At 64.4% G+C, this 22,747-nt stretch carries 21 protein-coding genes; 6 read left to right on the forward strand and 15 right to left on the reverse strand.

Annotation, left to right across the window (positions count from 1 at the left end; genetic code table 11):
• Positions 1–30: 30 nt before the first annotated feature.
• Positions 31–774: a transporter substrate-binding domain-containing protein gene (locus E8E75_RS09465; RefSeq protein ID WP_120653501.1), complete on the reverse strand. Its 744-nt coding sequence runs from the start codon at positions 772–774 to the stop codon at positions 31–33.
• Between the two features lie 227 nt (positions 775–1,001).
• On the opposite strand from E8E75_RS09465, the gene yccS reads away from it, so the two are divergent.
• Both yccS and E8E75_RS09475 read left to right on the forward strand, forming a co-directional pair.
• The gene (gene yccS, locus E8E75_RS09470) at positions 1,002–3,179 is read left to right on the forward strand and encodes a YccS family putative transporter (RefSeq protein WP_120653502.1); all 2,178 of its coding nucleotides are present in this window, start codon (positions 1,002–1,004) and stop codon (positions 3,177–3,179) included.
• A gap of 180 nt (positions 3,180–3,359) precedes the next feature.
• Positions 3,360–3,809, forward strand: a complete 450-nt coding sequence (locus E8E75_RS09475; protein ID WP_305955669.1) for a transposase — start codon at positions 3,360–3,362, stop codon at positions 3,807–3,809.
• A 128-nt stretch (positions 3,810–3,937) separates the two neighbouring features.
• On the opposite strand, the gene E8E75_RS09480 is transcribed toward E8E75_RS09475, so the two are convergent.
• On the reverse strand, positions 3,938–5,353 hold the full coding sequence (locus tag E8E75_RS09480) for a PLP-dependent aminotransferase family protein (RefSeq protein ID WP_120653504.1): 1,416 nt from the start codon (positions 5,351–5,353) through the stop codon (positions 3,938–3,940).
• 187 nt (positions 5,354–5,540) lie between these two features.
• On the opposite strand from E8E75_RS09480, the gene E8E75_RS09485 reads away from it, so the two are divergent.
• The gene (locus tag E8E75_RS09485; protein WP_120655301.1) at positions 5,541–5,774 is read left to right on the forward strand and encodes a DUF1127 domain-containing protein; all 234 of its coding nucleotides are present in this window, start codon (positions 5,541–5,543) and stop codon (positions 5,772–5,774) included.
• Between the two features lie 20 nt (positions 5,775–5,794).
• Here the strand turns inward: E8E75_RS09485 and E8E75_RS09490 are convergent, their stop codons facing one another.
• From E8E75_RS09490 to E8E75_RS09510, 5 genes are all read right to left on the reverse strand, one after another.
• On the reverse strand, positions 5,795–7,822 hold the full coding sequence (locus E8E75_RS09490) for a methyl-accepting chemotaxis protein (protein WP_153918779.1): 2,028 nt from the start codon (positions 7,820–7,822) through the stop codon (positions 5,795–5,797).
• Positions 7,823–8,014: 192 nt separating this feature from the next.
• On the reverse strand, positions 8,015–8,905 hold the full coding sequence (locus E8E75_RS09495) for a hypothetical protein (RefSeq protein ID WP_120653506.1): 891 nt from the start codon (positions 8,903–8,905) through the stop codon (positions 8,015–8,017).
• Positions 8,906–8,949: 44 nt separating this feature from the next.
• Entirely contained in the window at positions 8,950–9,807 is an 858-nt protein-coding gene (locus E8E75_RS09500; RefSeq protein ID WP_120653507.1) for an HDOD domain-containing protein, read from the reverse strand.
• Positions 9,808–9,894: 87 nt separating this feature from the next.
• Entirely contained in the window at positions 9,895–10,650 is a 756-nt protein-coding gene (locus E8E75_RS09505; RefSeq protein WP_120653508.1) for a transporter substrate-binding domain-containing protein, read from the reverse strand.
• Between the two features lie 137 nt (positions 10,651–10,787).
• Positions 10,788–11,282, reverse strand: a complete 495-nt coding sequence (locus E8E75_RS09510; RefSeq protein ID WP_120653509.1) for a M48 family metallopeptidase — start codon at positions 11,280–11,282, stop codon at positions 10,788–10,790.
• A 526-nt stretch (positions 11,283–11,808) separates the two neighbouring features.
• Here E8E75_RS09510 and E8E75_RS09515 point away from each other — a divergent pair.
• Positions 11,809–12,480: a polysaccharide lyase family 7 protein gene (locus tag E8E75_RS09515; protein ID WP_153918777.1), complete on the forward strand. Its 672-nt coding sequence runs from the start codon at positions 11,809–11,811 to the stop codon at positions 12,478–12,480.
• 132 nt (positions 12,481–12,612) lie between these two features.
• Here E8E75_RS09515 and E8E75_RS09520 read toward each other — a convergent pair whose 3' ends face one another.
• From E8E75_RS09520 to E8E75_RS09555, 8 genes are all read right to left on the reverse strand, one after another.
• A complete protein-coding gene (locus E8E75_RS09520; protein ID WP_120653511.1) occupies positions 12,613–13,068 on the reverse strand; it encodes a hypothetical protein in 456 nt (151 codons plus the stop codon).
• A 67-nt stretch (positions 13,069–13,135) separates the two neighbouring features.
• Positions 13,136–14,200 carry a class II fructose-bisphosphate aldolase gene (fba, locus tag E8E75_RS09525; RefSeq protein WP_120653512.1) on the reverse strand — a complete coding sequence of 355 codons (1,065 nt, stop codon included), beginning with the start codon at positions 14,198–14,200 and terminating at the stop codon, positions 13,136–13,138.
• 122 nt (positions 14,201–14,322) lie between these two features.
• Positions 14,323–14,640 (reverse strand): MliC family protein, encoded by a 318-nt coding sequence (locus E8E75_RS09530; RefSeq protein WP_120653513.1) that lies wholly within the window; start codon positions 14,638–14,640, stop codon positions 14,323–14,325.
• 46 nt (positions 14,641–14,686) lie between these two features.
• Positions 14,687–14,881 (reverse strand): hypothetical protein, encoded by a 195-nt coding sequence (locus E8E75_RS09535; RefSeq protein WP_120653514.1) that lies wholly within the window; start codon positions 14,879–14,881, stop codon positions 14,687–14,689.
• Between the two features lie 205 nt (positions 14,882–15,086).
• A complete protein-coding gene (locus tag E8E75_RS09540) occupies positions 15,087–16,250 on the reverse strand; it encodes a phosphoglycerate kinase (RefSeq protein ID WP_120653515.1) in 1,164 nt (387 codons plus the stop codon).
• Between the two features lie 28 nt (positions 16,251–16,278).
• Positions 16,279–17,328, reverse strand: a complete 1,050-nt coding sequence (epd, locus tag E8E75_RS09545; protein WP_120653516.1) for an erythrose-4-phosphate dehydrogenase — start codon at positions 17,326–17,328, stop codon at positions 16,279–16,281.
• 98 nt (positions 17,329–17,426) lie between these two features.
• Complete coding sequence (gene tkt, locus E8E75_RS09550; RefSeq protein WP_120653517.1) at positions 17,427–19,427, reverse strand: transketolase; 2,001 nt, start codon at positions 19,425–19,427, stop codon at positions 17,427–17,429.
• A gap of 104 nt (positions 19,428–19,531) precedes the next feature.
• The gene (locus E8E75_RS09555) at positions 19,532–20,665 is read right to left on the reverse strand and encodes a TDT family transporter (protein ID WP_120653518.1); all 1,134 of its coding nucleotides are present in this window, start codon (positions 20,663–20,665) and stop codon (positions 19,532–19,534) included.
• A 111-nt stretch (positions 20,666–20,776) separates the two neighbouring features.
• On the opposite strand from E8E75_RS09555, the gene E8E75_RS09560 reads away from it, so the two are divergent.
• Entirely contained in the window at positions 20,777–21,658 is an 882-nt protein-coding gene (locus tag E8E75_RS09560) for a LysR family transcriptional regulator (protein ID WP_120653519.1), read from the forward strand.
• A 77-nt stretch (positions 21,659–21,735) separates the two neighbouring features.
• Positions 21,736–22,737 (forward strand): metalloregulator ArsR/SmtB family transcription factor, encoded by a 1,002-nt coding sequence (locus E8E75_RS09565; protein WP_153918775.1) that lies wholly within the window; start codon positions 21,736–21,738, stop codon positions 22,735–22,737.
• Positions 22,738–22,747: the final 10 nt, after the last annotated feature.

A 22,747-nucleotide genomic window follows, 5' to 3' on the forward strand; every position in this document is an offset into this window, starting at 1 on the left:
CGCAGTCATTCCGACGTGCAGGAGGCCTTGTCAGGGGCTGGACAGGCCGTGGCGGGCGAAGATGGACTGATAGGTGCCGTCTTCGCGCATGGCCTCCATGGCCTGGTCGAACTCCTCCACCAATTGCCGATGCCGTGGGTGGCTACGGCGCACCAGGATGTGCAAGCCATTCTCGCTGAGCGGCCGGGGCAGGAACTCCAGCTGGTCGCGAATGCCCGCCAGCTCTCCATTGAGGTAGAAACGCGCTACCAACTCGTCTTCCAGGGTCAGTTGCACACGCCCGGCGGCAAGCATTCGTGCCCCCATCTGGAAGTTCTTCACCGGCACCTTGCTCAGTCCCGCATCGGCATCGAAGCTCGGCAGATAGCTATAGCCACGCACCACGGCAATGCTCTGGTGTTTCAGATCGGCCGACGACTGGAACAGGAAATCGCTGCCCTTGCGCTTGAGGAAGAGGACGCGATTGGTCAGGTACGGCTTGGAGAACTCACCGTAGCCCGCTCGCTCCTCGCTGTACCAGGCATTGACGATCAGGTCGTAATCGCCCACCTGGACTCCGCGTAGGGCGCGAGCCCATGGCACCTGGACAAACTCGGGGCGGTGCCCGGCGCGCTTGAGCGCGGTGCTCACCAACTCGCTCGCAAGTCCATTGCCCGGCAGACTGGCATCGGTGAAGGGCGGCCAGACATCGGCGGCCATGCGCAAGGTTTCAGCAGGGGCACTCGCGGTGGCGAGAAGCAGGGCGAAGAAGGCAAAACCACAGCGTCGTCTCATGCAAAGGCATCCGAGAACAGGTCTGGCCGGCAGGTAGCCAAGACTGCACGAAAACTTCGGCAGCGACCAGATACCCGGTACTTCCGTGCCTGATTCAGCGACCCCGCAATGTGACTCGCGCCGCGCTCCAGCATCGAATGCGACAGGGTGGCTGACAGCGCCACCCGCTGCCCTTAGGCTGTACCCGGCAGCACAGCCGTACACGGACATTCGCCCACAAGGCCCCTATGCCCTCGACCCGATTCACTCAAACGCTGCGCCGCCTCTGGGCGCTGGACAAGTTCAGCTACAGCCTGCGCGTCTTCGTCGCCCTCACTGGGAGCATGGCGCTGTGCTGGCAGCAGGACCGCCTGGACCTGCTCATTCCACTCTTCCTCGGCATCATTGCCAGCGCCCTGGCAGAAACCGACGACAGCTGGCAGGGGCGCCTGACGGCACTGCTGGTGACCCTCGGCTGCTTCAGCGTCGCCTCGCTGTCCGTGGAACTGCTGTTCCCCTATCCATGGGTCTTCGTCGGCGCCCTGGCCGTGGCCAGCTTCGGCCTGACCATGCTCGGCGCCCTTGGCGAGCGCTACGCCACCATCGCCTCAGCGACGCTGATCCTCTCCATCTACACCATGATCGGCGTCGACCAGCGCGGCGGTGTGCTCACCAACCTCTGGCAGGAACCCGCCCTGCTGGTGGCCGGCGCCGCCTGGTACGGCCTGCTCTCGGTACTCTGGCAGGCGCTCTTCACCCACCAGCCGGTGCAGCAGAGCCTGGCCCGGCTGTTCCGCGAGCTGGGACAGTACCTCAAACTGAAGTCAGCGCTGCTGGAACCGGTGCGCCAGCTCGACGTGGAAGCCCGTCGGCTGGAACTGGCGCGGCAGAACGGCAAGGTCGTGGCCGCACTGAACGCAACCAAGGAGATCATCCTGCACCGGGTCGGCAACGGCCGGCCCGGCCCCAAGGTCAGCCGCTACCTCAAGCTCTACTTCCTGGCGCAAGACATCCACGAGCGCGCCAGCTCCTCCCATTACGCCTATAACGAGCTGGCCGAAGCCTTCTTCCATAGTGACGTACTCTTCCGCTGCCAACGCCTGCTGCGCCAGCAAGGCGGCGCCTGCCAGGCACTGGGCCGCGCGATCCAGATGCGCCAGCCCTTCGACTACCTGGACGGAGCCCAGGCCCTGGAAGACCTGAACAAATCCCTGGAGCACCTGCGCATCCAGAGCAATCCGGCCTGGCGCGGCCTGCTGCGCTCGCTCAACGCGCTGGCGCGCAACCTCGGCACCCTTGACCGCCTGCTGATCGATGCCAGCAACCCCGACGCCCTCGCCGAAGCCCAGGACGCCAGCCTGCTGGATCGCTCGCCGAAAGGACTGAAAGACGTCTGGGAACGCCTCAGGCAGAACCTCACCCCCACATCCCTGGTGTTCCGCCACGCGCTGCGCATGGCCCTGGCCCTGACCGCCGGCTATGGCGTGCTGCACCTGATCCACCCCGAGCAGGGCTACTGGATCCTGCTGACCACGGTATTCGTCTGCCAGCCCAACTTTGGCGCCACCCGGCGCAAACTGGTACAGCGGATCGTCGGCACTCTGCTCGGCCTGGCGCTGGGTTGGGCGCTGTTCGACCTGTTCCCCAGCGCCCTGGTGCAATCGGTCTTCGCGGTGGTCGCCGGGGTGATCTTCTTCGCCACCCGCGCCACTCGCTACACCCTGGCCACGGCCGCGATCACGCTGATGGTGCTGTTCTGCTTCAACCAGATCGGCAACAGCTACGGCCTGTTCCTGCCACGTCTGGTGGACACGCTGCTCGGCGCGCTGATCGCCGGCCTGGCGGTGATCTTCATCCTGCCCGACTGGCAGGGTCGCCGGCTCAACCAGGTGGTGGCCAACACGCTCGCCTGCAACAGCCGCTACCTGCGGCAGATCATGCAGCAGTACGCCATCGGCAAACGCGACGACCTGGCCTACCGCCTGGCCCGACGCAACGCCCACAACGCCGACGCGGCGCTGTCCACCACCCTCTCCAACATGCTCATGGAGCCGGGCCACTTCCGGAAGGAAGCGGACATCGGCTTCCGCTTCCTGGTGCTTTCCCACACGCTGCTGAGCTATCTCTCCGCGCTCGGCGCGCACCGCAGCGAAACCCCCGGTGAAGCCCTGACGCCGACCATCAATGAAGCCGCCGAACAGATTGCCGAAAGCCTCGACTGCATCGCCCAGGGCCTGACCGACCGTCGCCCGATCAGTATCCATCGCGACGAGGAGGATGCACTCGCCAAGGCCCTGGAGCAGCTTCCGGAAGACATGGACGACCGCCCACGCCTGGTGCAGACCGAGCTGGGACTGATCTGTCGGCAGCTAGGGGCGCTGCGGACCCTGGCGGCGCATCTGCTGAATGAGGGGAAGGTGGCGTAGGAGAGTCATCCGCCGCCTGCACCACATGCCTTGTGGGAGCGAATTCATTCGCGAATGCTTTCCCACAAGTCGTAGGGGTTCATCCGTTCGCTACATTCAGTGAATTCCCAGCTTCGGCAGGCGCCGGCTTCTGCCACGGACTTTTACAGTCTTTGCCTTCGACATCAGGACGCAATGGACATGCCGAGCAAGGACCTCAGGGCGGGCAGAATTTCTCTGCCCGGCCAGATCTACCACATCACCACCACTACGGAAGGCCGACGGCCCCTGTTCAGGGACTTCACCCACGCCCGAATCGCCATCGCCGAGCTACGTCGCTTGCATGAGCAGAATGTGATCAATTCATTGGCCTGGGTACTGATGCCTGACCATCTGCATTGGCTGTTTCAACTCAGGGGACCCATCTCCCTTTCGACCGTCGTCAAGGTCTTCAAGGGGCGGTCCGCGAGACAGCTCGGAATGCAGTCGGGCATTGACGGCGTGGTCTGGCAGCCCGGGTTCCATGGCCACGGTTTGCGGCGGGGCGAGGATGTGTTGAAGGTCGCTCGCTATATCGTGTCCAACCCTTTGCGGGCAGGATTGGTGGCCCACATCGGCGACTACCCCTTCTGGGACGCACACTGGCTCTGAATGGAACCGAGCTCGTGGGGGCGAGTTCATTCGCGATGCGGGCCACTGGCCAGTCTCATCCTGCCGAATTCATTCGCGGTTTTCGCGAATGAATTCGCTCCTACAGGAAAACGCCCTGAAACCCCGGGTTACGCCCCCATCAACTCCTTGATCGTCTCCCCCACCTTCCGCACCGCCGCTTCGATCGCCGGGGTCGGCTTGGAGGAGTAGTTCATCCGCAGGCAGTTCCGGTACTTGCCGGAGGCGGAGAAGATGCTGCCGGCGGCGATCTGTACGCCTTTGGGCAGCAAGGCGCGGTTCAGGCGCAAGGTGTCGAAATCCTCGGGCAGCTCCACCCACAGCATGAAGCTGCCCTGGGGCCGGCTGGCGCGGGTGCCTTCGGGGAAATAGCGCATCACCCAGTCAATCATCTGGTCGCGGCTGTGTTGGTACTGGCTGCGCATGCGCCGCAGGTGCGGTTCGTAGTGGCCCTTGCCGATGAACTCGGCCAGCGCCAGTTGCGGCTGGGTCGCCGTGGCGCCGGTGGAGATGTACTTCATGTGCAGCACGCGGTCGAGGTAGCGGCCGGGGGCGATCCAGCCGACGCGGATGCCCGGTGCCACTGTCTTGGAGAACGAACTGCAGAGCAGCACACGGCCGTCGTCGTCGAAAGACTTGATGGTGCGCGGACGCGGGTACTGGTAAGCGAGGTCGCCGTACACGTCGTCTTCCAGGATCGGCACGTCGTAGCGCTGGGCCAGCGTGACCAGGGCGCGCTTGCGTGCCTCCGGCATGATGTAGCCCAGCGGGTTGTTGCAGTTCGGGGTGAGCTGGATCAGCTTGATCGGCCACTGTTCCAGGGCCATTTCCAGCGCCTCCAGGCTGATGCCGTTGAGCGGGTCCGTGGGCAGCTCAAGGGCCTTCATGCCGAAGCCCTTCAGGGTCTGCATGGCGCCGTGGAAGCTCGGCGAATCCACCGCGACTATGTCACCCGGCTCGCACGTGGAGCGAATCGCTACCGACAGCGCCTCGTGGCAGCCAGTGGTGATGACGATATCGCTGGCGGGGATCTGGCAACCGGAATCCAGCGCCAGGCGCGCCACCTGTTCACGCAACGCCTCGGTGCCGTAGATGCTGTCGTAGTAGAGGCCGCTGCCGTCCTGGCGTCGGCTGATCTGGCCGAGGCTGCGCAACAAGGGTTTCAAGGTCGGGCTGGTGATGTCAGGCATGCCGCGACCGAGTTGCAGGACGTTGTCCTTGGCGCTGCGCTTGATCAGATCGAGCACGTCGTTCCACTGCGATACATCCACCGGCCGCTGCGGCGCGCGGCTCATCGCCGGCAGCGCGGGTGTCTGACGGCGCGGCGGCACGAAGTAGCCGGACTTCGGCCTGGGTTCAGCCAGTCCGCCATCCTCGAGAATCCGGTAGGCCTGCTGCACCGTGCTCAGGCTCACGCCGTGCTCCAGGCTCAGTGCACGCACCGAAGGCAGGCGGTCGCCGGGGCGGTAATAGCCCTGTTCGATGCGCTCGCCAAGAGTTTCGGCCAGTTTGATGTAGAGCTTCATGACAGTCTCCTGAATCGGAGTTAACACGCAGCAGGACCATTACAGATGGGTGCTGAACTGGGGATTCAGATAGAAAATCACGCAATCTGTATGAAGAAAATATACAGATCGTGAATCTGTATTGTGAAATTGCCGACGGACATCATGTTCTCACCCCGATCCACCACAGGGCATGAGGAACGCAATGATGAACGGCCTGAGCGATGTACGCCTGACTCTCCACGCACGGGAACTGGAACAGGAGCAGCGCACGCCTGTATCCCTCGCATCCGCCCTGTCGGGCAATCGCTGGGACCGTTTCTGGATGCGCCTGCACACCCGTCGCAAGCTGCTGGAACTGGATGACCACGCCCTGCGGGACATTGGCCTGACCCGCGAACAAGCGCTGGATGAGGCCCTCAAACCCTTCTGGAGAGTCTGAGGGCCGGCCCGGCTGCTTCCTCAGGCGAGACGGAAGCGGCCGGTGTTCTGGGTCAGGGCGTGGCTGCCCTGCTGCAGCTGCTGGGCGGCCACCTGGACGGACTGCGCGCCCTGCAGCAACAGGTTGGCGGCCTGGTCCACCTGCTGGATGCTGCCGCTCACCTCGTCCGCCGTGGCGGCCTGCTGCTCGGAAGCGGTGGCAATCTGCGCCAGGCGATCACTCACCCGCTGCACCGCCTCGGCGATCCCGGAAAGGTCGGCGCCCATGGCCAGCACGTTATCCACGTCGGTTGCGGCCTGGCCGAAGGCGGCCTCGATCTGTGCCACGGTCTCGCCCACCACGGTCTGCAACGCTGCGACCGTTTGCGCGATCTCGGCGGTCGAGTCCTGGGTACGCCGGGACAAGCTGCGCACTTCGTCCGCCACCACGGCGAAGCCACGCCCCTGCTCGCCGGCCCGCGCCGCTTCGATAGCGGCGTTCAGCGCCAGCAGGTTGGTCTGCTCGGCGATGCCCTTGATCACATCCACCACCTGGTTGATCTGCCGGGTCTGCTCGCGGAGCTGCTGCAACGCAGCCACGCTGTTGCCCAGGTTGCTGCTGAGCTGATTCATGCTGGCGCTGGTGCGCGCGCTGCGCTGGTTGCTCTGCATGGCGATCTCACGTGTGTGCAGCGCATCACGGGCGGCGTCCTCGCAACTCGAAGCGACGCTCTGGGCAGTTGCAGCCAACTGGGTGGCGGCAGCGGCAATCTGGCTGACCTGGCCCTGCTGCTGTTCCACTGATACCAGCGTATTCCGCGCCTGGTTGCTGAGCTGCTCGACCGTGCCGCCCAGCTGTTCGCTTTCGCGATTCACCCCCAGCAACGACTCGCGCAATTGCGCCAGGGCTGCGTTGAGGGCCTCGGCAATGCCCGCAAGGTCGTCGCGTCCATGGACCCTCGCCGTGACCCTGAGATCACCGCCGCGCAGCCCTTCGGTCGCTTCGGTGATGCTCGCGGTGCCCCGGCGGATGGACTGGTTCAGGCACAGGAGCATGTACAACGCCAGCAGCGTCAGCGCCGCGAACCCCCCCATCACCTCCGTCATGCTGCCCAGCGCTTGTTCGCGATACTCGCCCAGGCGCGACGCCATGCGTGCCTGCAGTGCCTGCTGCAAGTCCTGCAGGCGACCGTTCAGTGCGTCCACCAGACTGACGAACTGCGCAGGTGTCAGGGTGAAAGGCGTTGACTCGAAGACCTGTTTGTCCACCCCGGCGAGGAAGCCGGCCATGCCTTCGTCCGCTGCGGCGAACGGCGCTTCCAGCGCGCTCATGTCACCCGGCGCCAGGGCCAGCGCCTTGCGGGCCTTGCGCAACTGGCGCGCGGTGTCCCCCAGGGCGCGACGCAGGTCGCGCAGAGCCACCCGGCTCTGCAGGGTGAAGTGCTGCGCCACCAACGCCCCATGGCCGTTACTGGCGAAGCTGCCCAGGGTTTCCTGCAGGCGCGGTTGCACGCTGGTGAGCTGCTCCATCATCAGATAGGTGTCGAGCCAGGGATCGAGGATCAGCCCGGAATCGGTGGCAACCTGTTCGCGCAGTGCCTGGAGCACCTGCAGGATGCCCTGGTAGCGCTCCAGCCCGTCGGGAAGCGCCAGGGACAGTACCCCGTCCAGCTTCACCTGACTGGCACGCCCCTGGAGCTCATCGAACAGCACCTGGCTCTGCCCGGCGATGCCTTCCACCTTGAGCTGCACCGCCACCTGATCCAGCGCCTTGGCCAATGCGGCGGCACGCTGTTCCAGCGCCGGGCGCGCGCGCTCGTCGCCACCCTTGAGGCGCGCCAGCAGGAAGCGCTGGCCATCGAGTTCATGCTGCACGACGGAAAGGGCCTGCACGACTCGCAAGCCGCTCAGTTCGCCGTCCACGACCCCGAGGCGATCACGGTAATCACCAACTATCACGGACAGGGCATAACCCAGGGGCAGGATGAACAACAGGAAGAGCAACTGGAACTTGCGGGCGAAACTGAAGCGCTCGAGTAGGCGTACCCCTGGCGTGAGCAAAGCTGTCATTGCGACCCCTCGTCTGGTTCCGGTCACCCGTGCCAGGCGGGAGGGTGTCTCCCGGGCAATGTGTCCGGCCTTTCGTTCTTTTTGTGGAGGACTCCCCTGGGAACGGGGATTAACCGCCGGAGAATAGTAGCTTTGTGCTATTGCACAGAAGAGGCCGGTCACGATCTCGACCGAGGATGTCGCGCGGCTGTATCAGGGCCAGGGCTTCCAGTCCCGAGACGGCTTGTTCAATGGAGCCTGCAGCCGCTGGAAGCCAGGTTGCGCCTGGAGCTTGCGCAAGGCTTCGGTCAGGCGCTTGTCCACGTGGCTGCCACGCGGGGTATCCGGTACCAGCCACCTCACCGGATAGAGGCCGAAATCCTGGGCGCGCAGTTGTTCACGCAGTCCCAGGCGATCGATTTCGTGTTCGGTCTCGTTCACGGCGAAGACGTAGCCATCGATGCGGCCGCGCACCAGCTTCTGCAGGCTGGCCTCGATGCTGTTGCCAGACAGCGCCGGAAAGCCAAGCCAGGGCGCATGGGCGCGATCAGTCTCGACCTTGTAGGGAAAGGCCAGGCTGCGCAGGGCCGGTGTCACGGTCGGCGCGGCGAGCTGCTCCTGTAGCTCATCCACGCGCCAGCTGTGTCCCAGCAGCGGCATCAGTTGCGCCTGCTGGCCGGCATCGAGACCGCTTGCGGCCAGCCGCTCGCTACTGAGCGCATGGGCCGGATCAAGCAACTGGGCGACGCTCAGGCTATTGGCACGCCGGGTGAACAGACCGAATCGAACCTCCCAGAGCAGACCCGAGCCATAGCGCAACCCAGCCGGCAAACGCGGCAGGTTGCCGAGAAACGGCACCTGGAACTCGCACTGACCGTTCTGCAGCAGGTGAAAGGTGCGTGCGAAAGGGATGATCTGCAGCTCGAAATCGATATCCGGGAGCTGCTGGTCCATGGCTCGAACCAGGTCCAGCAGTGGTCCGGTGCCATCCGCTTCGGCCAGTCCGGGGACTTCAGCCACGGCCACTCGCCATTGCTCGGCAGCCGCGACGGTGCCGGCCCAGCACAGGCACAAACCGAGGCACAGCAACGAGAGTCGGCGCATGAAACACCCCAGGGCAGCAGTACGCCTGAGTATAGGTGCGCCCTCTATCGCAGCAGGCTGACCATGCGCTGGATCGCATCCTGGTGCGCGGACACCAGGGCCAGACCACCGTCGGCGTCCAGGGCATCCAGCGGAGGCGCCAGCTTACGGTAGGCGGCCAACTGCTCGATGGCTGGCAGCCGGGCCTGTCGCCCCTCATCGCGCAGGGCGTGGTAGAGCCCCAGGTTTACCAGATCGATCAGGCTGAGCCGGCCGCCACTGTCGACGTCCCACTGCCTGACGCTGCGCACGACGTCGATGTAGCTCTGATCCACCGCCCATTTCTTCAGCACGATCACACTCAGGGACTGGCCGTACTCCTGGCAGAGACGTGCGTAGACCTCTGGGCTCGGGACCTGGCTGGCGTCCTTGAAGGCGGAGAGCACCGCCAGATCGCCGACATCACAGAGCAGGCTGGCCAGCATTGCGTGGTCTGGCGAGGTGAAACCCAGGGGGCGGGCAAGCACCGCACTGATGGCGGCATGACGTGTAAGCCGTCCCCAGACACCGATGAACAGTTGCTTGTGGGCGGCGCTGTGGAGGGTGAAGAGACTTTTCAGGCTGTGGATCAGGGTGATGCGATCCACCTCCTGCAGGCCGAGCAGACGGATCACATCTTCCAGCGTCCGCGGCGGCGTGCTGGAGCGGAACATGATGCTGGAGGCGTGCTTCATCAGCAGCGCGCTGAGTGCCGGGTCCTTGCTGATCACCTGCTTCAAACGCGCGACGGATACGTTCGGGTCGGCCAGGGCGCGGCGGATGTCCAGGGTGATCATTGGCAGGCTGGGGAGTTGCTCCTCGCCATTCATCAGCTGCGTGACCACCTTTCGGTAGATCGAGTAATCCGACTCTGCTGCGCTCAACACGGTTCTCCCCATTTTTTGTGGCCGCAGTGTAGCTATGCGCCATCACGGCGCCCATGGGAGTCTGATGCCAATCGGACGGATTGCTCAGGGCAGCGGCACGCCATAGGGCCTGGCGAGATCCTTCAGCCGACCATCGGCACGCATCTGTTTCAGCACACGACCGATGTCGTCGCGCAGCTGTCGGTGGGATTCCCCCCTGGGCAAGGCGAAGTAGCCGACCTGGGTATCGATCACCGGCGTGAGCTTTCTCACCTTGCCGGAGATGCCCAGCTCCACTATGCGCGGCCGGGAATCGCGCTCGTTGCTCGCGGCCAGGTCGGCGCGGCCCGCCATCAGCAGCCGGAACGCCAGTTCGACCGAGGGCGTTACATGCAGGTCCAGCTGGCCGCGCATAGCCTCGAATCGCTCGCCGTAGATCCAGCCATGGATGATGGCGATCCGTTGTCCCTTCAGGCTTGCCAGGGTGCCGTCCCAGGCGGAGGACGTCTCACTGCGCGCGTAGAACACCACGCTGTCGCGATAGAAGCCGGGCTCGGCAAACTGGAAGCGAAGCTCCCGTGCGGCGGTCCGATAGGGGCCGATCAGCACATCGGCGCGGCCCTCCTCCACCAGCTTCTGGGCGCGCGCCCAGGGGTAGCTTTCGAAGCGCACCTGATCGCCCAGGTCGCTGGCGATCGCACGCATCACGTCGATGCCCAGACCACTGGGTGCGCCCTTGGCATCGAGGACATAGATTCCGGGGAATTCGGTGCCGACCGCGAGCAGTTCACGGCCATCGGCGAAGGGGATCAGGCCCAGCACCCAGAGAATGACGCAGAGGGTACGAAATCTCGGACGCATGTCCGCGGGCCTCGGTCGGCTGCTACCTATGAGCCTAGTCGGGCAGACATTGCTTTTCATGCCCCCGTGCGCTGGAGCCGAACACCGATGCTGGACCGATGGCGCGTGATCCGATCAAAGCGACGAGCCAGCTCCGGTCAGGTCGGCAGTTCTCGCCAGGTAAGGTAGATGCGCAGGTCGAACTCCAGCTGGTGGTAGCCAGGCAGCATGTGCTCGCAGAGCTGGTAGAAGGCCTTGGTGTGATCGCGCTCCTTCAGGTGCGCCAACTCGTGGACCAGGATCATCTGCAGGAACTCCGGAGCGGCTTCCTTGAACAGCGAGGCGACGCGGATTTCCTTCTTCGCCTTGAGCTTACCGCCCTGAACCCGCGATATCGCGGTGTTCAGGCCAAGGGCCTTGTGCACCACATCGAGCTTGTTGTCGTAGAGCACCTTGTCCGGCGCCGGAGCGTTGCGCAGGTGCTCCTGCTTCAGGGCCATGGCGTAGCTGTACAGCGCCTTGTCGCTCTGCACCTCATGCCGTCCCGGGTAACGCCGCTCCAGGTAATCACCGAGACGGCCGGTGGCGATCATTTGCGCGACCTGGTCCTGGAGGCTGGCCGGGTAGCCACGGAGGTACTTGAGACTGGTCATGACGAAACAGGCGGAAATTGAAGGCGCGACAGTCTACCCGAGCAGGGCGAACCGCGAGCGTCTCCCGACCAGTCGACTGCCTCCCGAAAAGTTCCCAGGGGCTTTGCGACGCAGTTCAAGGTTCCAGCAAATTCCCCTTCGAGCGCACCACAGACATCGCTGATAGCACCGAGCCAGAGCCTTTCAAAAAACCGGCGCGGCTGATCAGAAAATTTCCTTATCCATCAAGGCCGGTCATTTCCGGCCGTTTTCTGCTGCCCACGGAAAGGCAATATCGCAATACTGGCCAATGCCAGATTTGACGTATTATTGACGCCAATATGCCGACAATCGGTAACTGACAAAGGCACCAGCGCCTTCGTATAAAGCGCTCGCGAGACGGCCAAACGCCTTCGGACGAAACGGCGGGCAACTGCCACATGCAACCTCACTTTTGGTTCGAGCGACATTGGCCGGAACACTGTCCTGCATTCGTGTGACGTGGACTCGCAGCGCCCGACCGGAAGCTTCTTTCGAGAACTCCGTGATGATCGACCTCTCCACCTGGAACCTGACCCTTCCCGTAGGCGTACCCGCTGTCACCATCGAAACCCCGCTACTGGTGGGCGGCTACCGCGACTACTACTTCCAGAATGACGGCGCCACCGTGCGCTTCTGGGTACCGGTAAACGGCAGCACTACTGCCAACGCCGTCTACCCACGCAGCGAACTGCGCGAAACCTATGCCGATGGCAAGCTGCGCAACTGGACCTACCCCAGCGCCGACAACCTGCTCAGCGCCAACCTTGCGGTCAGCCAGGTACCCTCCACCGGCAAGCTGGTAATCGGCCAGATCCACGCCTACGGCAGCACCAGCCCCATGCTCAAGCTGGAGTACCAGTTCAAGACCAAGACGCAGACCGCCAACATCGTCGCCAAGGTGCGCAACTCTCCCGACAACGAAACCAGCGTGGTGATCCCTTTGCTCAGCGGCATCCCGCTCAACCAGCGCTTCAGCTACGTGATCGACCTGACACCCAACGGCCTGCTCAGCGTCATGGTCAATGGCAGCCTGTGGAGCCAACAGCTCTCCACAGCCTGGGCGCCGAAACCGCTGTACTTCAAGGCGGGGGTGTATGCGCAGGACAACGAAGGATATGAGACGGAAGCGGGAGCGGCGACCTTCTACAGCCTGAAGATCGAGCATCGGGCGCCTTGAGCCCCCTCCCCCCTGGCCCCTCTCCCTGAAGAGGAGAGGGGTGACTCGCGCCTGAATGCATGCAGACGCCGGAAACTGGGCGTGATGCCGAACTCAAACGACGGCCTTGGCACAAACTGGCGCCCCTCTCACTCAGGGAGAGGGGCTGGGGGTGACGGGCTCGACGCACCGCGCCAGCGCCTTCGGATCGAGCAACGAGCAGGGATCACCGCCCAGATAGCTGCGATACACCCTCAGCAGATCCCCTTCGCTGATCCGGCAATCGCCTGCCGGGCACTGGCTGGCGAACTCGAAGCGCCCAGCGGGCGGGTCGGCCAGGCGGATCTTCAACGACGGCCAGCCGGACGGTTTCGCCGCCGACGGCGTGAACAACCAGACGCCCTTGCGCTGCACCAGGGCGCCGCCGGCTTCGGCATAGTCGAAGACGAACATCAGGGTGCGCGATGTCTTGGTGGTGCAGTCGGTGCGATCCAGGCATTGCTGCGGATCGCTGGATACCGGCTCGGGCGGCGGCGCAGGGGCCACCGGCGGCTGGCCGGCGCAACCCGTGAGCAGCAGGGCGAAACCCATCATCAGGGGCAGGCGCATCGGAAACTCCTGTTGCCGGATACGAAAGAGCCCCGCATGGCGGGGCTCCTCGTGAAGCACGACGGGATCAGTTGACCTTGGCGGCCAGCTCACCCTTGGCGTAACGCTGGAACATACCTTCCAGGGAGACCGGCTTGATCTTGGAGGCGTTGCCGGCAGTGCCGAAAGCTTCGTAACGGGCGATGCAGATGTCGCGCATGGCTTCGACAGTCTTGGCGAAGTATTTGCGCGGATCGAACTCGGCCGGGTTCTTGGCCAGGAAGCTACGGATGGCACCAGTGGAGGCCAGACGCAGGTCGGTGTCGATGTTGACCTTGCGCACGCCGTACTTGATGCCTTCGACGATCTCTTCGACCGGCACACCGTAGGTTTCCTTAATGTCGCCGCCGAACTCGTTGATGATCGCCAGCCAGTCCTGCGGAACGGAGGAAGAACCGTGCATCACCAGGTGGGTGTTGGGGATGCGCTTGTGGATTTCCTTGATGCGGTCGATGGCGAGGATGTCACCGGTCGGCGGCTTGGTGAACTTGTAGGCGCCGTGGCTGGTGCCGATGGCGATGGCCAGGGCGTCCACCTGGGTCTTCTTGACGAAGTCGGCAGCCTCTTCCGGGTCGGTCAGCATCTGGCTGTGATCCAGGATGCCTTCCGCGCCAACGCCATCTTCCTCGCCGGCCTGGCCGGTTTCCAGGGAACCCAGGCAACCCAGTTCGCCTTCCACGGACACGCCGCAGGCGTGGGCGAAGGCAACGGTCTGCTGGGTAACGCGGACGTTGTACTCGTAGTCGGACGGGGTCTTGCCGTCTTCACGCAGGGAGCCGTCCATCATCACGGAAGAGAAGCCCAGCTGAATGGAGCGCTGGCAGACGTCGGGGCTGGTGCCGTGGTCCTGGTGCATGCACACCGGGATGTGCGGGAATTCTTCGATGGCAGCCAGGATCAGGTGGCGCAGGAAGGGAGCGCCGGCATATTTGCGAGCACCCGCGGAGGCCTGCACGATCACCGGGGAATCGGTCTTGTCGGCCGCTTCCATGATGGCGCGCATCTGTTCCAGGTTGTTGACGTTGAAAGCCGGAACGCCGTAGCCGAATTCGGCGGCGTGGTCCAGCATCTGGCGCATGCTGATGAGTGCCATGGTGTTTCAGTCTCCCGATTGGGTGGGCTGTCAAATTACAAAGCCTGCCGCAGGGGCAGGCCGGGTTCAAGTTCCCGGGGAGGAGCGGTCATCCGCCAACCCCGGGGGAAATCAAAAACGGGTCAGAGGGCCTTGCAGCCGCGACCGATCAGATCATCGGTCGCCACCCAGTAGACCAGGCCTTCATCACCCTTGGTGTGGAAAGCCAGGTTGCCGTCGCTGTAGAGCGCGCCGGAGCCCGAGGGTTCCCGCTTCAGGCGGTGGACGATGTCACCACCACCCAGGCGCAGGTCGATGCTCTCCTGAGTCGCATCACTGAAACGCCACAGCACTTCGGCCTGGCTGTCGCAGACCCAGCGGGCCCAGTCGTCGCTGGGGGCCTGCTGACCAGCGCAACCCGCCAACAGCGCGACGCCCGCGAAGGCGAACCATCCTTTCATCCACGTCTCCTTGGGGGATGGCTCCGGCCATCCGCGCACCGCTCCGTCATGGGCAGTGCTGTTGTCCTTCATCGCTCATAGTGGGGTCGCCACTGGCCTGAGCCTCCACCCGCTGGTCGTCCTGGTTGCTCGGGACTATCACCTGGGGCGGGCTGATCACTTCACAGGTGCTGGACGGCTTGCCACCGGCACAACCCCAGAGTCCAGCACAGAGAATCAGCAGAATCGCAGCGTAGCGCATGGCAGGCACTCCTCTTTGCATCCCCTATCAAGGGACCACGGGGGCCTGCCATGGTTTAGGCCTTTTACACCAGCGACACTGATCTTCACGGCCTCGCGAGCTAGAAAAGAGCAAGGCGAAAATGGCTGAAGACGCGGAGTTTACGACTGTAAATGAGCAGTCTGAAGCCATTTTCAACGCAGCTATTCCGACGCGCAGCAGGCCGTTACGCCTTGGCGCGCTGCTCCAGCACTTCCACGGCGGGCAGCACCTTACCTTCGACGAACTCCAGGAAAGCGCCACCGCCGGTGGAGATGTAGGAGATCTGCTCGTTCACGCCGTACTTGTCGATCGCGGCCAGGGTGTCGCCACCGCCGGCGATGGAGAAGGCCGGGCTTTCAGCGATGGCCTGGGCCAGGACTTTGGTGCCGTTGCCGAACTGGTCGAACTCGAATACGCCGACCGGACCGTTCCAGAGGATGGTCTTGGAGGACTTCAGCAGCTCGGCGAACTGGGCAGCGGTCTGCGGACCGATGTCCAGGATCATGTCGTCGTCGGCGACGTCGGCAATGGCCTTGACGGTAGCAGCGGCGCTCTCGGCGAACTCCTTGGCAACCACCACGTCAACCGGCAGCGGCACGCTGACCTTCGCGGCGATGGCCTTGGCGGTATCCACCAGGTCGGCTTCGTACAGGGACTTGCCCACCTTGTAGCCGGCGGCAGCGAGGAACGTGTTGGCGATGCCGCCACCAACGATCAGTTGGTCGCAGATCTGCGACAGGGAATTCAGAACGTCCAGCTTGGTGGAAACCTTGGAGCCGGCAACGATCGCGGCCATCGGACGGGCCGGGTTACCCAGGGCCTTGCCCAGGGCGTCCAGCTCGGCGGCCAGCAGCGGGCCGGCCGCAGCGACCTTGGCGAACTTGGCCACGCCGTGAGTGGAGCCCTCGGCGCGGTGGGCGGTGCCGAAGGCGTCCATCACGAAGACGTCGCACAGCGCCGCGTATTGCTGCGCCAGCTCATCGGCGTTCTTCTTCTCGCCCTTGTTGAAGCGCACGTTCTCGAACAGCACCACCTGGCCGGGGGCAACGTCGACGCCGCCCAGATAGTCGGCCACCAGCGGCACTTCACGGCCCAGGGCCTTGCTCAGGTAGTCAGCCACCGGCTTCAGGCTGTTCTCTTCAGAAAACTCGCCTTCGGTGGGACGGCCCAGGTGGGAGCAGACCATTACCGCCGCGCCCTTCTCCAATGCCAGCTTGATGGTCGGCAGGGAGGCAAGGATGCGCGCATCACTCTTCACGACGCCGTCCTTCACCGGCACGTTGAGATCCTCACGGATCAGCACGCGCTTACCCTGGAGGTCGAGGTCGGTCATTTTCAACACGGTCATGGGGTCAGTCCTTCACGGGGGCTGGTAGTTAACGAGAAGCAGCGGAAACCCGCAGATAGTGGTCTGCGGTATCGAGCATACGGTTGGCGAAGCCCCATTCGTTGTCGAACCAGGCCAGCAGGTTGACCAGGCGCGGGCCGGACACACGGGTCTGGCTGCCGTCGACGATGGCGGAATGGGGATCGTGGTTGAAATCGCAGCTGGCGTGGGGCAGCTCGGTGTAGGCCAGGAGACCTTTCAGCGGACCGCTTTCGGCGGCTTCGCGAAGCACACGATTGATTTCAGCGGCCGACGTGTCGCGGGCAGTCTGCAAGGTGATGTCCAGGCAGGACACATTCACCGTCGGCACCCGGATCGCCTTGGCCTGAATGCGCCCGGTCAACTCAGGCAGCAGGCGCTCGATACCACGGGCGAGCCCGGTGGATACCGGAATCACCGACTGGAAGGCGGAGCGGGTGCGGCGCAGGTCTTCGTGGTGGTAGGCGTCGATCACGGGCTGGTCGTTCATCGCCGAGTGGATGGTAGTAATGGAGACGTACTCCAGACCCACGGACTCGTTGAGAAGTTTCAGCAGCGGTACGCCGCAGTTGGTGGTGCAGGATGCGTTGGACACCAGTTTCTCGGTGCCGGTCAAGCTGTCCTGATTGACGCCAAAGACGATGGTGGCGTCGATGTCCGACTCGTTGGACATCGGCTGGGACAGCAGCACACGCGGCGCGCCGGCAGCGAGGAAACGCTCGGCCTGCTCGCGGTGCGTGTACTGGCCGGAGCACTCCAGCACCAGATCCACGCCCAGGGCGGCCCAGTCGATGCCCTCTGGCTCGGCGTGGCGCAGCACCTTCACGCAGTCGCCGTTGATGTGCAGGCAATCGCCGTCCACGCGGACTTCGCCAGGGAAGCGGCCGTGGGTGGAGTCGAAGCGGGTCAGGTATTCGATGCTGGCCTGATCGGCCAGGTCGTTCAGCGCGACGATCTCGAAGCTCGCCCCGCCACTACGCTCGTGGAGCGCGCGCAGCACGCAACGGCCAATGCGGCCGTAGCCGTTGAGGGCGACTTTGAAGGGGCGGTTGCTTGGCATGGTGCGCTCGCAGGGCCGGAAAGGAAGAAGAAACCCCGTAGGAGCGAGCCTGCTCGCGAAACAAACGCTTCGCGAGCAAGCTCGTTCCTATTAACGGGTCAGACGTCGAGCAGTTCTTCGGCGGTGGCGACGATGTTGTCGACGGTGAAACCGAAGTGTTCGAACAGTGCAGCGGCCGGCGCCGACTCACCGAAGGTGGTCATGCCGATCACGCGACCTTCCAGGCCGACGTACTTGTACCAGAAGTCCGCATGGGCAGCTTCGATGGCGATACGCGCGCCAACCTGTACCGGCAGCACGGCCTGCTTGTACGCGGCGTCCTGCTGGTCGAACAGGCTGGTGGACGGCATGGACACCACGCGCACCTTGCGACCGGCGGCAGTCAGCGCCTCGAAGGCCTGGACAGCCAGGCCCACTTCGGAGCCGGTGGCGATCAGGATCAGTTCCGGTTCGCCGTCGCTGTCCTTCAGCACATAGCCGCCACGGGCGATGTTCGCGACCTGGTCAGCGTCGCGAGCCTGGTGGGGCAGGTTCTGGCGGGAGAAGATCAGCGCGCTCGGGCCATCATTGCGCTCGATGGAGGACTTCCAGGCCACGGCGGATTCCACCGCGTCGGCCGGACGCCAGGTGTTCAGGTTCGGGGTGCAGCGCAGGCTGGCCAGTTGCTCCACCGGCTGGTGAGTCGGGCCGTCTTCGCCCAGGCCGATCGAGTCGTGGGTGTAGACGAACAGCACGCGCTTCTTCATCAGCGCAGCCATGCGCACGGCATTGCAGGCGTATTCCATGAACACCAGGAAGGTGGCGCCGTAGGGAATGAAACCGCCGTGCAGGGCGATGCCGTTCATGATGGCGCTCATGCCGAACTCGCGAACGCCGTAGAACAGGTAGTTGCCAGAGGCATCCTCGGCGGACACGCCCTTGCAGCCCTTCCACAGGGTCAGGTTGGAGCCGGCCAGGTCAGCCGAGCCGCCGAGGAATTCCGGCAGCAGCGGGCCAAAGGCATTCAGGGCGTTCTGGCTGGCCTTGCGGCTGGCGATGGTTTCGCCCTTGGCGGCCACCTCAGCGATATAGGCATCGGCCTTGGCGGAGAAGTCGGCCGGCAGCTGGCCCTTGATGCGGCGCTGGAATTCAGCGGCCAGTTCCGGATGGGCGGCGGCGTAGGCCTTGAAGCGCTCGTTCCACTCAGCCTCGCGAGAGGCGCCGGCGGCCTTGGCGTCCCACTCGGCGTAGATGTCGGCCGGGACTTCGAAGGGCGCATGGTTCCAGCCCAGGGCGGCGCGGGTCAGGGCAATCTCGTCGTTGCCCAGCGGGGCACCGTGGCACTCTTCCTTGCCCTGCTTGTTCGGCGAGCCGAAGCCGATCACGGTCTTGCAGCAGATCAGGGTCGGACGGTCGCTGGACTTGCGCGCGGTCTCGATGGCGGTCTTGATCTCATCGGCGTCATGGCCGTCGACGTTGCGGATCACCTGCCAGCCGTAGGCTTCGAAGCGCTTCGGAGTGTCGTCGGTGAACCAGCCGTGGACTTCGCCATCGATGGAGATGCCGTTGTCATCGTAGAAGGCGACCAGCTTGCCCAGACCGAGTGTGCCGGCCAGTGCGCAAACTTCGTGGGAAATGCCTTCCATCATGCAGCCATCACCGAGGAACACATAGGTGTTGTGGTCGACGATGTTGTGGCCGTCACGGTTGAACTGGGCAGCCAGGGTCTTTTCGGCGATGGCGAAGCCAACAGCGTTGGCGATGCCCTGGCCCAGCGGACCGGTGGTGGTCTCGACGCCGGCGGTATAGCCGTATTCCGGGTGGCCCGGAGTGCGACTGCCGAGCTGGCGGAAGTTCTTCAGGTCTTCGATGGTGAGGTCGTAGCCGGTCAGGTGCAGCAGCGAGTAGTTCAGCATCGAGCCGTGGCCGTTGGACAGCACGAAGCGGTCACGGTTGGGCCATTCGGGGTTGTTCGGGTTGTGCTGCAGGTAATCCCGCCAGAGCACTTCGGCGATATCGGCCATCCCCATGGGGGCGCCGGGGTGGCCGCTGTTGGCTTTCTGCACAGCATCCATGCTTAGGGCACGAATGGCATTGGCACGCTCACGACGGCTGGGCATCGCTTATCTCCTGCAGGTCTGAATAGACGGCTAATCGAAAAAAGGCCGCTATTTTCGCCCAGCCGGCAGGTCGCGGGCAATCACAGATGGTCGCTGTTCACCGGTCAGTTGCGCGAAAGTCCTCCCGCAGCCGCAAGGCAGGGCGCCTGGAACAGCTCTCCGTGCCAGAGTCCGGCCAGTGTCCGCGCCATCACTTGCAGCCAGATCAGCGCCAATCCGAGCGCCAGCGCCGCGCCAATCGGCCCGAAGAAGTCCATGCCGGTGCGCCGCTGGAGTTCAAAGGTGGCCAGGGTGAACACCGCCAGGGGGAAGGTGAAGCCCCACCAGCCCAGGTTGAATCGCATGTCCTGGCGCAGGTGGCGACGGGTGCAGAACAGCGCCATCACCAGCCACCAGAGCGCGGCGCCCCACAGCAGCAGGCTACCCAGCAGGCCAAGATCACGAGCGAGTTCCGCCACGCCCGCCAGTGGCGTGTCGGCAAAGGCAGCGGGCATGGCCTTGCCCAGGCTCAACAGCCCGAGGCAGCCAGTGGCCAGCGGCCCGACTGGCAGCCAACTGGTGGCGGCGAATTCGCTGCCCGGCAGCTTGTGCAGGGCCAGGCGCAGCAGCACCAGGGTGATCAGCGAGAACGCCAGGCTAAGGGACACGCCCCATAGCAGGTAGCCGACCACCAGCATCTGCCGCGCTGCTTCCGGGGCAAGATGCGGCGCCAGCACCCCGGCTGCGGCGGCGGCCACTTCCGGCGCGACGATGGGCAGCAGCCAGACTGCAGTGAGCTTCTCCAGGGCGTGATCCTGGCGGGTGAACATCAGGTAAGGCACCAGCAAGGCTGCGCCCAGGGCCAGCACCACATCCAGCCACCAGAGGCCATGGGCAAGGGCGATCACCTGGGAGCCCCAGTGCGGCGCGCCAAACAGCACCAGGCCATTGATCAAGGTCGCCAACCCCATGGGGATGGCGCCGAGGAACATCGACTGCACCGGGTGCAACAGCATGGGCCGCACGGTGTCGCGGAACAGCAGGACGCGGGCAAGGAACAGCAGGGCGAAGCCGCCAAAGAGCACGGCGTTGAACAACCACAGGCCTTCCGCAAGCTGCGCCTCGATCGCCCCGCCCCAAGGCAGTGCCGCCACCACCAATGCCAGCGCGCCAGTACCCATGGTCATGGCAAACCAGCTGGGCGTGAACTGACGAACGAAGGCGAAGGGTTCGGCAAGACGGGTGAAGGGGCGAGGCATCGCGGACTCCGGTCGGGTGATCCCGTGGCGGGATGAATGTCGGAGCCAGAGTAGGGAGCGCTGTGCTATATGAAAAATACATATTCAGCATCTTTGGCATGCCTTTCATCTATGAATCTTCATCACCTCAAGGTCTTTCTCGCGGTCGCCGAGAGCGGCAGCGTCAGCGCCGGTGCAGCACGCCTATTCATCAGCCAGCCGGCGGTGACACGGGAAATCCGTGACCTGGAAGCCAGCATCGGCCTGCCACTGTTCGATCGACGCCCGCGCGGAGTGAGTCTGACCGAAGGCGGCCAGCGGCTGCTGCATTACGCCCAGCGCATCTTCGCCCTGGAGGAAGCAGCCGAGCGCGACCTGCGCGGTTTCGCCAGCCTGGACGATGGCGAACTGCGCCTGGGGGCCAGCGCCACCCTGGGCAGCTACCTGCTGCCGGAGTTGATCGAGGGCTTCCACCGACTGCACCCCTGCGTGGCGATCGACCTGTCCGTGAGCAATACCCGCGAGGTGGCCGCGCAACTGGAGGACGGCAGCATCAGCCTGGGATTCGTGGAAGGCGCCTTCGATGAGCAGGCCTTCGCCAGCCACCTGCTGGACCGTGACCGCCTGCTCCCGGTTGCCGGACCGGCGCACCCATTGGCCGGGCGCAGTGGACTCGACGCACGGGAGCTCGCCGGTCAGCCCCACTACCTGCGCGAGGAAGGCTCAGCCACCCGCGCCAGCGTCGAGCAGGCCTACCGCGAGCGCGGCATAGAAGTGCGCGCGCGCATGTCCATCGGCAGCACGGAAGCGCTCAAGCGGCTGGTGCAGGATGGCCGTGGCATTGCCTGGCTCTCGCCGCACATGGTTCGCGAGGAACTGGCCAGCGGCCGTCTGGTACGCCTGGAGGTAGCGGACCTGCGTATCGAGCGCTCTTTGCATGCCATCTGGCGGCCGAAGCAGAACCTGAGCCCCGCCCCGGCCGCTTTCCTCGATCTGGTGCGAAAGGCCGACTAACCGTCGATCACCCAATATCAAAACTTTTTGATATTGGCATTGCGACGACCGGGACCGGGGGCTAGACTGCGCCACCTATGAGCCTGCGCGTACCCCAGATCCGTCATGACGACAGCGACGAGCTGGCCGCCCTGTGCAAGGCCGGCGGTGATCCGCTGCGCCTGAACGTGCTGCGGGTGCTGGCCAACGACTCGTTCGGAGTGCTGGAGCTGGCGCAGATTTTCGCCACCGGCCAATCCGGCATGAGCCACCACCTCAAGGTGCTGTCCCAGGCAGGCCTGGTGGCCACCCGGCGCGAAGGCAACGCGATCTTCTATCGCCGCGCCCTGGCGCAGAACGAGCGGATCGGCGGCATGTTGCACGCGGCCCTGCTGGCCGAAGTGGACGAGCTGGAGCTACCGACAGACATCGCCGGGCGCATCGCCGAAGTGCATGCCCAGCGCGAAGCGGTCAGCCGCGACTTCTTCGCCCGTGCGGCGGAAAAATTCCAGGCGCAGCAAGACCTCATCGCAGGATTGCCGCAATACCGTGACAGCGTGCTGGCATTGCTTGACGCACTGGGTTTCGAATCCGGCTCCACCGCCCTGGAAGTCGGCCCCGGCGACGGCGGTTTCCTGCCGGATCTGGCACGGCGATTCAGCCAGGTCACGGCGCTGGACAACAGCCCGGCCATGCTGGAACTGGCGCGCATGCGCTGTAACGAAGAAGGCCTCGGTAACGTAGAACTGCGACTGACCGATGCCCTGAATGACGAGCAGGCGGCCGCCGACTGCGTGGTGCTGAACATGGTCCTGCACCATTTCGCAGCGCCGGCCGATGCGATGAAACAATTGGCCCAGCGAGTGCAGCCAGGCGGCGCGCTGCTGGTGACCGAGTTGTGCAGCCACAACCAGAGTTGGGCCAGGGAGGCCTGCGGCGATCTATGGTTGGGCTTCGAACAGGACGACCTGGCCCGTTGGGCCAATGCCGCGGGGCTCACGCCCGGCGAGAGCCTCTACATTGGCTTGCGAAACGGCTTTCAGATTCAGGTGCGGCACTTCGCCAAACCGGATTCACGAAGCGAACTCACCCACCGGTAACGAATAGGAA

The organism is Pseudomonas sp. BN606 (genome assembly GCF_029873115.1).
Taxonomy (GTDB): Bacteria; Pseudomonadota; Gammaproteobacteria; order Pseudomonadales; family Pseudomonadaceae; genus Metapseudomonas.